This is a genomic window from Streptomyces sp. NPDC058246, from assembly GCF_042881985.1.
Classification (GTDB): domain Bacteria; phylum Actinomycetota; class Actinomycetes; order Streptomycetales; family Streptomycetaceae; genus Streptomyces.
Genome location: NZ_JBHVWZ010000016.1, coordinates 84,140 through 94,916 on the forward strand (window position 1 = coordinate 84,140; position 10,777 = coordinate 94,916).

The 10,777-nt window shown below is 72.6% G+C and carries 8 protein-coding genes; 2 read left to right on the plus strand and 6 right to left on the minus strand.

The features are described from left to right. Positions 1–184: 184 nt before the first annotated feature. Positions 185–1,141: a hypothetical protein gene (locus ACFVXA_RS23405; protein WP_362020047.1), complete on the minus strand. Its 957-nt coding sequence runs from the start codon at positions 1,139–1,141 to the stop codon at positions 185–187. After that, positions 1,138–1,917, minus strand: coding sequence for a phosphatase PAP2 family protein (locus tag ACFVXA_RS23410; protein WP_390026358.1), 780 nt, complete (start codon positions 1,915–1,917; stop codon positions 1,138–1,140). Before ACFVXA_RS23410 ends, ACFVXA_RS23405 begins: the two co-directional genes overlap by 4 nt. A gap of 434 nt (positions 1,918–2,351) precedes the next feature. Here ACFVXA_RS23410 and ACFVXA_RS23415 point away from each other — a divergent pair, with 434 nt between their 5' ends. Further along, on the plus strand, positions 2,352–2,969 hold the full coding sequence (locus ACFVXA_RS23415; RefSeq protein ID WP_362020053.1) for a TetR/AcrR family transcriptional regulator C-terminal ligand-binding domain-containing protein: 618 nt from the start codon (positions 2,352–2,354) through the stop codon (positions 2,967–2,969). A 159-nt stretch (positions 2,970–3,128) separates the two neighbouring features. Here ACFVXA_RS23415 and ACFVXA_RS23420 read toward each other — a convergent pair whose 3' ends face one another. The 3 genes from ACFVXA_RS23420 to ACFVXA_RS23430 form a co-directional block, all read right to left on the minus strand. Continuing rightward, entirely contained in the window at positions 3,129–4,163 is a 1,035-nt protein-coding gene (locus tag ACFVXA_RS23420; protein WP_389748332.1) for a DUF2510 domain-containing protein, read from the minus strand. Positions 4,164–4,447: 284 nt separating this feature from the next. Further along, on the minus strand, positions 4,448–5,602 hold the full coding sequence (locus ACFVXA_RS23425) for an anhydro-N-acetylmuramic acid kinase (RefSeq protein WP_383738552.1): 1,155 nt from the start codon (positions 5,600–5,602) through the stop codon (positions 4,448–4,450). Between the two features lie 4 nt (positions 5,603–5,606). Continuing rightward, positions 5,607–6,893: an MFS transporter gene (locus tag ACFVXA_RS23430; RefSeq protein WP_362020062.1), complete on the minus strand. Its 1,287-nt coding sequence runs from the start codon at positions 6,891–6,893 to the stop codon at positions 5,607–5,609. Positions 6,894–7,153: 260 nt separating this feature from the next. On the opposite strand from ACFVXA_RS23430, the gene ACFVXA_RS23435 reads away from it, so the two are divergent. Further along, positions 7,154–9,820, plus strand: coding sequence for an ATP-binding protein (locus ACFVXA_RS23435; RefSeq protein WP_389937968.1), 2,667 nt, complete (start codon positions 7,154–7,156; stop codon positions 9,818–9,820). Between the two features lie 68 nt (positions 9,821–9,888). On the opposite strand, the gene ACFVXA_RS23440 is transcribed toward ACFVXA_RS23435, so the two are convergent. Beyond that, positions 9,889–10,683, minus strand: coding sequence for an SDR family NAD(P)-dependent oxidoreductase (locus tag ACFVXA_RS23440; protein ID WP_390026360.1), 795 nt, complete (start codon positions 10,681–10,683; stop codon positions 9,889–9,891). Positions 10,684–10,777: the final 94 nt, after the last annotated feature.

Below are 10,777 nucleotides of genomic sequence, written 5' to 3' on the forward strand. Positions count from 1 at the left end.
GGGCTGGGGGGTTGGGTGTTCCCCCCCCCCCCCTTCCGTCGTTCGCGCCGTCGTGGCCGTCGTGGCCGTCGTGGCCGTCGTGGCCGTCGTGGCCGTCGTGGCCTCCCGACCCCCGGCCTCTCGGCCTCCGGGCTTCTCGGCCTCCGGGCCCCTGGCTTCTCGGCCTCGGGCCCGGCCCCCGTGGCTAGAGAGCCGTCAGGTGCCCCGAGTTGGGCTGCTGGGGCACCAACGAGGGTTCGTACGTCGCTGATCCGGGCTCCAGCGCCAGCACCGCGGCGACCGGGTGGTCGTCGTCCACCAGGGGTGCGGGTGGAGTCGCGGGTTCGGGCGCCGACCTCGACAGCGTCACCACGCCCCAGGCCGCGATCGCCGCTCCCACGAGCGCCAGCAGCACGCCCGCCGCGCCGCCCTGCAGGCGTTCGCCGAGCAGGGACAGGCCGATCACCGCGGCGGCCACCGGATTGGCGAGCGTCACGACGGCGAGCGGGGCGCCGAGGCCGCCCTGGTACGCGGTCTGCGACAGCAGGAGTCCGCCCGCGGCGAAGGCCGCCACGAGCAGCGCCACCACGATCACTTGGGCGCTCAGCAGCGAGTCCGAACGGTCCGTCACGGCCACCGTCACGGTCTGCGTGAGCGCCGAGGCGACACCCGAGGCGAATCCGGAGGCGGTCGCGTGTCGCAGCCCCGGCCGCGTTCCCGGCCGCGACAGGCCGCCGATCAGTACGGCGGTCGTACCGGCGACGGCCAGCGCCTGCGGCACCGACAGCACGTCGTCGGGCGCGGGCCCGGACGCCGTGACGAGCAGCGCGGCGAGCCCGATCAGGGTGAGCGCCGTACCGCGCCACTCGACCGCGCTGACCCGTCGGCCGGCCACCCGCGCGCCCAGCGGCACCGCGGCGACCAGGGTGAGCGCGCCCAGCGGCTGTACCAGCGTGAGGGTGCCGAACTTGAGGGCCGCGACATGCAGCAGGGCGGCGGACGCGTTGAGCGCGACCGACCACCACCAGGCGCCGCCGGCCAGCAGCCGCAGCGTGCCCGAGCCGGCCGACCGGGAGGCCAGCCGTTCCTGGGCGACGGCCGCGGCGGCGTACGCGACGGCGGAGAAGAGCGACAGGACGACGGCGGCGAGCGTGGCGTTCATCGTCCCGCTCCCACGAGCTCCGGTACTTCCTGTACGGGGGTGTCGGCGTGCTCCTGGATCCGGCCCGCGGTCGTCGCCGTCCGGTGCGGCAGGTGGATCACCGCGAGCGCGATGCCGAGCAGCGCGGTCGCGACGAGCGCGTCCAGCCAGTAGTGGTTCGCCGTGCCGACGATCACCAGCAGGGTGAGCAGGGGATGCAGCAGCCACAGCGGGCGCCACCGGGACCGGGTCGCCGCGATCAGGCCGATGGCGACCATCAGTGCCCAGCCGAAGTGCAGCGAGGGCATCGCCGCGAACTGGTTCGCCATGGAGTCGGTCGCCGGGTGCGCCCCGTACACCGTGGGCCCGTACACCTGTCCGGTGTCCACCATTCCCGCCACATCCAGCAGACGCGGCGGCGCGAGCGGGAAGGTGAGGTGCCCCACCAGGGCGGCGGCGGTCATGACGGCGAGGACCCGGCGGGCCCAGACGTAGTGGGCAGGGCGGCGCAGATACAGCCAGACCAGGAACGCCGCGGTGGCCGGGAAGTGGACGGTCGCGTAGTAGGTGTTCGCGAGGTGTACGAGGGTGTCGCTGTGCAGCAGTGCTCCCTGTACGGCCCCCTCGCTCGGCAGGTGCACGGCCCGCTCCAGGTCCCACACACGGTGTGCGTTGCCGAACGCCTCGGCGGTGTGGCCGGTGGCCAGCTGCCGGCCGACCTTGTAGACGACGAAGAGCCCTACGACGAGCAGGAGCTCGCGCAGGAGCGGCGGCCGCGCCACGGTGTCCTCCGACATCGCGACGCGCGATATGGCCGCGTCGGGCGGCTCCGGTTCTGACGCGGACGTCTCCGAGGTGGACGTTTCTGATGCGGACGTCTCCGACGCGGACATTTCTGATGCGGAAACCGCAGGCTCGGTTCGGGAATCCATCCCCCGGCCCCCTTGCTGATGGTCTTGCGTGGGGTGATGCGCGGTGAGCCCAGGACAGGACCCACTCCACACAGGAGTGGATCTCCACAGAGACGTGGATCTCGACAGCGGAGTGGATCCTGTCCAAGGCTCATCGATACGGCAGTGTACCGATACGGCAGTGTACCGATACGGCAGTGTACCGATACGCCAGTGTACCGATACGAAGCCGTACCGGTACACTGGCGTATCGATTAGACTGTGTGAAGCGGGCCACCGTGGATCACCGAAACGAGCCGGATTCAGCGAGGAGAAGAGCCATGACGTCGCAGGCCGCGGACGGACCGGAGACGGTCGTCGCCTCGCGCCGCTCCAAGATCACGCCAGAGCGTGAGCGGGAGTTCTACGACGCCGTGCTCGACCAGATCCGCGAATGCGGCTACGAGGCGCTCACCATGGAGGGCGTGGCCGCGAGCACCCGCTGCAGCAAGTCCACGCTCTACCGCCAGTGGAAGACGAAGCCCCAGTTCGTGGCCGCCGCGCTGCGCGCCAACCGCTGCCCGCGGTTCACCGGAATCGACACCGGCTCGCTCGCCGAGGACCTGCGCGAGGCGGCCCGGGCCGCGGGCGAGTGGTCGGCGCGGGACAACACCCAGCTGCTGCAGGGCCTCGGCCACGCCCTGATGCAGGACAAGGAACTCCAGCAGGCGCTGCGCGACGCGCTCGTGGAGCCCGAGGTCGCGGAGCTCCGGGAGATGATCCGGCGCGGGGTGGAGCGGGGCGAGGTCGCCGCCGATCACCCGGCTCTGGAGTTCGTGCCCGCGCAGATGCTCGGCGTGCTGCGCGTCCGCCCCGTCCTTGAAGGCAAGTACGCGGATGCGGCCTATCTCACAGATTTCGTGGAGGCGGTCGTGCTGCCGGCCCTTGGCCTTACCTGAGACTCAGGTCGCCGTCCGCGGGATGACCGGACGTCGGCCTGATCGCGCCGCACCGTGGGGACGGGGGCGGCGCGCACCCCCGGCCGGGTGGGGTTCCTCTTGAGCGGAGAGGCGCCCCACCCGGCCGAACACTTTCCGGCGGGACCGGGTTCGAACCGGTCAGACGTTCTGCCCGTTGCCGCCGGCCCCCGAAGCCACCTTGATGCCCTTGGTGATCGTGTCGATCACCGACTCCTTGGGCGCCTTGGAACTGACGTCGACACCGAAGCGGACGACGACGAGCGACTTGGAGTCGGCGGGGGAGGGGAAGACAAGCGACTCGACGTAGCCGTCGTCGCCCTTGCTGGTCACGACCTTCCAGCGGACCAGATAGCCCTTCTCGCCGGCCACCGTGACCGCTTTAGAGGCGAGCTCCGTGTGCGAGGAGATCGTGCCGTAGCCCTTGCCGTACGACTCGGTGGCGTTCTTGGCGATGTCCTCCTTGGCCGCCGCCTCCGCGGTGGTCGCCTTGAGGCCCTGCGCCTGCGCGGGTGCTGAGTACGCTCCGCCCCGCTGGCACTTCTGCGAGGTGTCGCCGGGGCACTTGTAGGTGTCCTTGGTGGAGATCGCGGCGCTGAGCGTACCGTCCGTGCCGGCCCAGCCGTCGGGGACCGGGATGCTGATGCCGTTGAGCGCGTCGGTCGCGTACCCCTTCTCGGCCTGCGGCGCCGACTGACCGGGCGCCGGGGTCTGGCCTCCCGACCCGCCGGAGCCTCCCGACCCGCCGGAGCCTCCCGGGCCACCGGAACCGCCAGGGGCGCCGCCGGGTCCGCCCGACTCACCCTGTCCGCCGCCCCAGGGCGCGCCCGTGCCGCCCTGGCCGTTCTGCCCGCCGGGGCCCTGGGCGCCGGCGCTGTTGCCGCCGTTTCCGTCGTCCTTGGTCAGCGCGTACACGCCACCGCCGATGCCTGCGAGGACCGCGATCGCCGCGGCGACCGCGATACCGATGCGTAGTCCGCGCCGCGGCGAGCCCGGCGGAGGGGCCGGATACGGCCCGTCGGCCGGCGGGTGCGCCGGGGGACCCCATGCGGCGGCCGACCCCACGGGGCGGGTCTGGTCCGTCCATGCCTTACCGTCCCACCAGCGCTCGGTGGCGGGAGCGTCACTTGTCTGCCCGGGGTCGGGATACCAGCCGGGGGGAGTCACCTGCGTCATGGTGCCCACCGTATGAGCCCTGCGTGAAAGGCGGATGAGAGGGTTCCCCGATGAGGCATTTCAGGCCGCGCCGCGGGCTCACCTCGCCCAGTGCCGAGGGATCGCGTACGGGCTGATCCGCGGGTTCACGTCAGGACGCAGCCGCGGGTTCACCGCACCTCGTGCCGAGGGTTCGCGTCCGGGCCGAGCCCGCGGGTTCACGTCAGGACGCAGCCGCGGGTTCACCGCACCTCGTGCCGAGGGTTCGGGCCGAGCCGCGGGGTACGCGCGCCCCGCGCCGCGGGCTACTTCAGGACGAGGCGTACGGGGGGCCGCTCCGCCCGCGTCGGGAGCCGCAGCCCCTCACGGCCCGGGGTGATCGACCCGAGCACGCTGGGGTGCCTGGCCCCGGTGCTCGCCGGATCGGTGCCCGCGAGTCCGTGCAGCGTCAGAAAACCCAGGACGGCGAAGGCGTACGCCTCCTTGGCGGCCGACGGCAGCCCCAACTCGTCCGAGGTGCGCAGCGCCACCCCGGGAAGCTCCGCGCCCAGCATCGCCATCAGCACCGGATTGCGGGTGCCGCCGCCGGAGGCGATCACCTCCGTGGCCCGCACCGCGCGCACCGCGTCCGCTACGGTGCGGGCGGTGAGCCGGGTGAGGGTGGCGATGACGTCCTCGGCGGTCAGCGTCCCGAAACCCGCCAGCGCGTCCCGCAGGTAGCCGAGATGGAACAGCTCCTTGCCGGTCGTCTTGGGCGCGGGCAGCGCGTAGTACGGCTCCGCGAGCAGCCGCCGGAGCAGCGGCTCGTGGACGGTGCCGCGGGCGGCGAGCGTCCCGTCCACGTCGTAGTCCAGGCGTCCGCCGCTCAGCCCCCGTGTCGCCGCGTCGATCAGGGCGCACGCGGGTCCGGTGTCGAAGGCGGTGCCGTCCGGCGCGGTGAGGTTGGCGATGCCGCCGAGGTTCAGTGCCACCGGCGTCCCCGGCCGGCCGCGCAGCCACAGCAGGTCGACCAGGCTCACCAGCGGCGCGCCCTGGCCGCCCGCGGCGATGTCGCGCGGGCGGAAGTCGGCCACCACCGGCAGCCCGGTCGCCTCGGCGATCCACGCGGGCTGCCCGAGCTGGAGCGTGCCGTGCACCTGCCCGTCCCGCGCCCAGTGGTACACGGTCTGTCCGTGCGAGGCGACCAGCTCGCCCGCGCCGTCGCACAGTTCACGGTCGGCCCGGACGGCCGCCGCCGCGAAGGCCTGTCCGATCAGCGTGTCCAGGCGGCACACGTCGGCCAGGCTGGTGGGTGCCGGAGGCAGTGCCGCCGCGAGCGCGTCGCGCAGGTCGTCGTCGTACGCCTCGCTGACGAGCCCGAGCGGCCGCAGTACGAGGCTGTCCCCGTCGAGGGTCAGTTCGCCGGCCGCCGCGTCGATCGCGTCGTACGACGTGCCGGACATCAGGCCGATCACCCGCACCCGCTCAACTCCCCTTCCCTCCGGGCAGCGTGGCGAGCGCGAGGACGCTCACCGCGCACGTCGCCGCCGCGTAGTACGCGGGGATGTCGACGCTCCCGGTCCGTTTGATGGTTTCCGTGATGATGAGCCCGGCGCACCCCGAGAACACGGCATTGGACAAGGCGTAGGCGAGTCCCAGGCCCGTGTAGCGCACGCTCGTCGGGAACATCTCGGAGAGCATCGCGGGACCGGGCCCCGCCATCAGCCCGACGACGGCACCCGCCACGAACACGGCGACACCCTGCATGGTGCGTGAAGTCCCGCTGTCCTGGAGGAGGTTGAGCAGCGGGACCGCCAGCACCACCACCAGCACCGCGCCCGTCAGCATCACCGGCCGTCGCCCGATCCGGTCGCTCAGCAGTCCCGCCGGGACGATCGTGGCCGCGAAGCCCAGGTTGGCGAGGACGGTGGCGAGCAGCGCCTGCTGGAAGGTGGCGTTGAGGGTGCTCTGAAGGTACGAGGGGAGCACCACCAGGAAGGTGTAACCCGACGCCGCCCAGCCCATGACACGCCCGGCGCCGAGCACGATCGCCCTGACGACCTCACGCCTCGGCGGCCGGCCGCTTCGCCCCTCGCGTACGAACGACGGCGTCTCGTCGAGGCGTAGCCGCAACCACAGGGCGCCGAGCCCCAGCGGCAGCGTGAGCAGGAACGGCAGCCGCCAGCCCCAGTCGTCGAGCGCGCGGGCGCTGAGCAGCGTGGCCAGCAGCGCCGCGACGCCGGCGCCCGCGAGGAGCCCCAGCGCGACGGTGAAGGACTGCCACGCCCCGTACAGACCGCGCCTGCCGGGTGGCGCGAACTCCGTCATCACCGAGACGGCGCCCCCGAACTCCCCGCCCGCGGACAGCCCTTGGAGCACCCGCAGGAAGGTGAGCAGCCACGGGGCCAGGGCGCCGACCGTGGCGTACGTGGGCAGCGCGCCGATCAGTGTCGTCGCGGCGGTCATCAGACAGATCACCAGGATCAGCACCGGACGCCTGCCGACCCGGTCACCGAGCCGCCCGAACAGCGCGGCCCCCACCGGCCGGAAGAAGAACGCCAGCGCGAAGGACGCGTACGTCTTGACCAGGGCCTCGACCTCGCTGCCGCCCTCCGGAGTGAAGAAGCGTGCCGCGATGACGGTCGCGAAGTAGCCGTAGACGCCGAACTCGTACCACTCGATGAAGTTGCCCACGGAGCCCGCGAGCAGGGCTCTGCGGGAGTGCTCGGGCGGGGCGGCGCGCAGGTCGGGTTCGTGCGCGGGGGCGCTCATGCCGGTTCCTCCCGGGGCGTGCCTGGGCCGGGGTCCCGGCCCCGAAGTGGGCACTGGATGTTGGAAAATTAGCTTCAATTCGAGGACTGTTGACTGTCAATAACTTTCACACGGGCTGGTGGACGCCCTGCCGCGTCGCCTCCGGGACATCGCTGTCACTCGTCTCGGCAACAGGTGCCCGGACCGGCCTCCACCGTGCCTTCCAGGCCGCTAGGCTCGTTGCCGGTACGTCGTACGGGCGACGCTGGGGAGGTAGCGGGATGACGGAGGCACGGCCCGGAGTGGTCGCCTCGGCTTCCCTGTGGGAGCGCGACGAGGAAGTCGCCACACTCGAGGAGGCGATCGCCGCGCTGTGCGCGGACTCGGGGTCCTCGGGAAGCCTGCTTGTGTTCAGCGGCGAGGCGGGCCTCGGCAAGACCGCGCTCCTCGCCGAGGCACGCCGGATCGCGGAGAGCAACGGCTGCGCGGTGTGGTCGGCACGCGGCGGTGAGACCGTCACGTCCGTCCCCTTCAATGTCGTACGGCAGCTGTTACAGCCCGCCCTGGTCTCGCTGCTGCCCGAGGAGGCCCGCGAATACCTGGGCGACTGGTACGACATCGCGGGCCCCGCCCTCGGCATAGCGGAACCGGGCGACCGGCAACCCGACCCGCAGGGAGTCTGTGACGGACTGGTCGCGGCGGTGCGGCGGCTCGCCAAGCGCGAGTGGCCCCTTGTGCTGCTCATCGACGACGCGCACTGGGCCGACCAGGAGACCCTGCGCTGGCTCGCCGCGTTCGCCGAGCGTTTCGACGACCTGTCCGTCCTCGTCGTGGTCGCCCGCCGCCCCGGCGGAGTCAGCGGCGAGAGCGCCCGTCATCTCGACGCGGTCGCCGCCGCGGCCCGCCCGATCGCCACGCTGAACGCGCTGACACCGGCGGCGGCCGAGGGCCTCACCCGCGCCACGCTCGGGGAACACGCCGACGCGCCGTTCTGCCGCGAGGTGTGGGCGGTGACGGGCGGCAACCCGTACGAGACCGTCGAACTGCTCGCGAAGGTGCAGGACAGCGAGCTGGAGCCGGTCGAGGGCTCGGCCGCCGAACTGCGCGCGCTGAACCGCTCGGCCCGTGGCCGCGGACTCGTCGCCCGCCTCGAAGGCCTCGGCATCGACGCCACGCGCTTCGCCTGGGCGGCCGCGATCCTCGGCACCGGGATCTCCCTCGACCTCGCCGCCCAACTCGCCGGTATGCAGGACGACGAGGCCCAGCGCTGCGCCGAACTCCTTGGCGCCGCGCGTATTCTGACCGCGACACAGATGACGAACGGTCAAGTGGTGGATGGCGAGCTTGAGTTCGTGCACCCGCTCATCGCCACCGCCGTCTACCGCTCGATCCCGGACGCGCTGCGCACGGCGATGCACGGCCAGGCGGCGTGGGCGGTCACCGAGTCCGGGCGAGGGGCCGCCGCGGCCTCCCGCCACCTCCTCGAAGTCCACCCGGACGACGACCCGGAACTCGTCGAGCAGATGCGCGAGGCCGCCCGTGAACACCTCGCCGTCGGCGCGCCCGACGCGGCCCGCCGCTGCCTGGAGCGGGCCCTCGCCGAGCCCCCGCTCCCCGACGTCCACGCACATGTGCTCTACGAACTCGGCTGCGCCACCCTCCTGACCGCGCCCTCCAAGACGATCGGCCATCTGCGTGCCGCGCTCGAAAGGCCCGGCCTCCAGGACGACATGCGTGTCGACGCGGTCTTCCGGCTCTCCCAGGCGCTGCTCCACAACAACCAGCTCGACGAGGCCGTCCGCACGGTCGACGAGGAGGTCGCCCGGCTCGCCCCCGGACCGGCCCGGATGCGATTGCAAGCCGTGCACTACATGTGGGAGGGCATCCACGCGGGGGAGGAGCGTTCCTCGGGACGCTCCGGACTGGCCGAACTCGCCAGCACGTGTACCGGACGCGACAACTCCGAGCGCGCCCTGCTCATACTGCGCGGCTTCGACGCGATGACCCGCGGCGAGAACGCCGAGGAGGTCGTGGAGCTCTGCGACCGCGCCCTCGTCAACGGCCGCCTCGCACCCGGACTCGGCTGGACCGACACCGAGTGGGGCGTCGAACTCCTCCTGATGCTGGGCAGCGCGTACGCCTACGCCGACCGGCTCGACCGCGCCGAGAGCCTGTTCAGCGAGGCCCTGCACGCCTATGTGAAGGCCGGGTGGAGCGGCGGCCATCTCTCGCTGGCCAACGCCTACCTCGGTCTCGCGCACCGCAGACGGGGTCGCCTCGTCGACGCGGAGCACTACCAGCGCGAATCACTGCGCCTCGCCGAACGGGTCGGCCGCGGGCTGCCCCTGTACTGGTCCGCGACCTGCGGACTCATCGACACCCTGCTCGCCCGGGGCCACGTCCAGGAGGCCGCGGAGATCGCCGACCGCTACGGCTTCGCACCGCCGTACCCGGCCACGATCGTCCTCCCGGACACCCGCTCGGTACGCGGCCGCCTTCTGATCGCCGCCGGTCGCACGAACGCCGGCGTCAACGAACTGGAGGCAGCCGAGAAGGCCGCCACCGCGCGCGGCCACCACAACACGGTGCTCGCCCCATGGGCGGTCGACCTCGCCCGGGCCCTCGCCTCGGAGGACCCGACGCGCGCCGCCGCCCTGGCCGCCGACGCCCGCCGCCAGGCCGAGCGCTTCGGCACCGACACGGCGATCGGCGAGGCGCTCCGCTGCGCCGCGGCCCTCGAGTCGGGCCAGCGTGCGGTACGGCTCGCCGCCCAGGCGGTCACCTACCTGGAAGCGTCACCCTGTCAGTACGAACACGCGGCGGCCCGCGTCGAGTACGGCATCGCCGCCCGCTCGGCGTCGGAGCTCAGAAAGGGCCTGACCCTGGCGCGTACGTGCGGGGCGGACGGGTTGGTGGCGAAGGCGGGGGAGGCGCTGGCGAGTCTCTAGCCGGGTGACCCGGGTCCATGGGTCCCGGTTCCCGGGGTCGCGGTCACTCGGGAGCGCGGTGGTCGGTTTCAGCTGCCGAGCAGCTGATCCGTCACGGCCGCGAGGCGCTTCCACACATCTCGGTCGTACGTCTCCCCGTGCGCCCGGGACGGACTCGTACCGTCGAAGTAGCCGCCCGTGCCCAACTCCTGGGTGGCCAGGGCGAGTACGCCCGCCGCACCGTCGGCGACGGTGGACCAGGGGGTGACGCCGGCCTCGCGGACCATCGCCGTGTCCATGTAGGTCGCGGGGTGCAGCACGTTCACCGAGACACCGCTGCCCGTCAGCTCCTCCGCCAGTGCGAAGGTGTGCGCCGCGAGGGCGAACTTGCTGCGGCAGTACGCCGATACGCCGCTGTAGCCCCGGGTGAGTTCCGGGTCGTCGAAGTCCACGGGCTCCTGACCGACCGAGCCGACGTTGAGGACGCGGGAGGGGGCGCTCGCGCGGAGCGTGGGCAGGAGCGCGCGGGTGAGGGCGACCGGCGCGAGATAGTTCACCGCGAGGCGCAGCTCGTGACCGTCGGCGCTCACCTCACGGCCCGCACCGCGCGCGCCGCTGCCCACCCCCGCGTTGTTGATCAGCACCTCGAGGCGGGGATGCGCGGCGGCGACCTCCTCGCCCAGCCGCCGCACCTGCGCGAGTGAGGCCAGATCGGCGACGAAGCCGTGCGCCTCGCCGCCCTCCGCCCGCAGCTCCGCGACGAGCCGGTCCGTCCGTGCGCGGTGACGCCCGTGCGTGAGGACGACGTATCCGGAACGGATCAGCTCGAAGGCGACGTGACGGCCAAGCCCGGAGGTGGCACCGGTGATCAGGACAGTGGGCACGGAGACTCCGTTCGCAGGGGGTCAGGGGATCCGTTCGCGGGAACACCCGTGGGGAAGCTGTTCACACGGGCCCCACAGGGAATCCGTTCGCAGG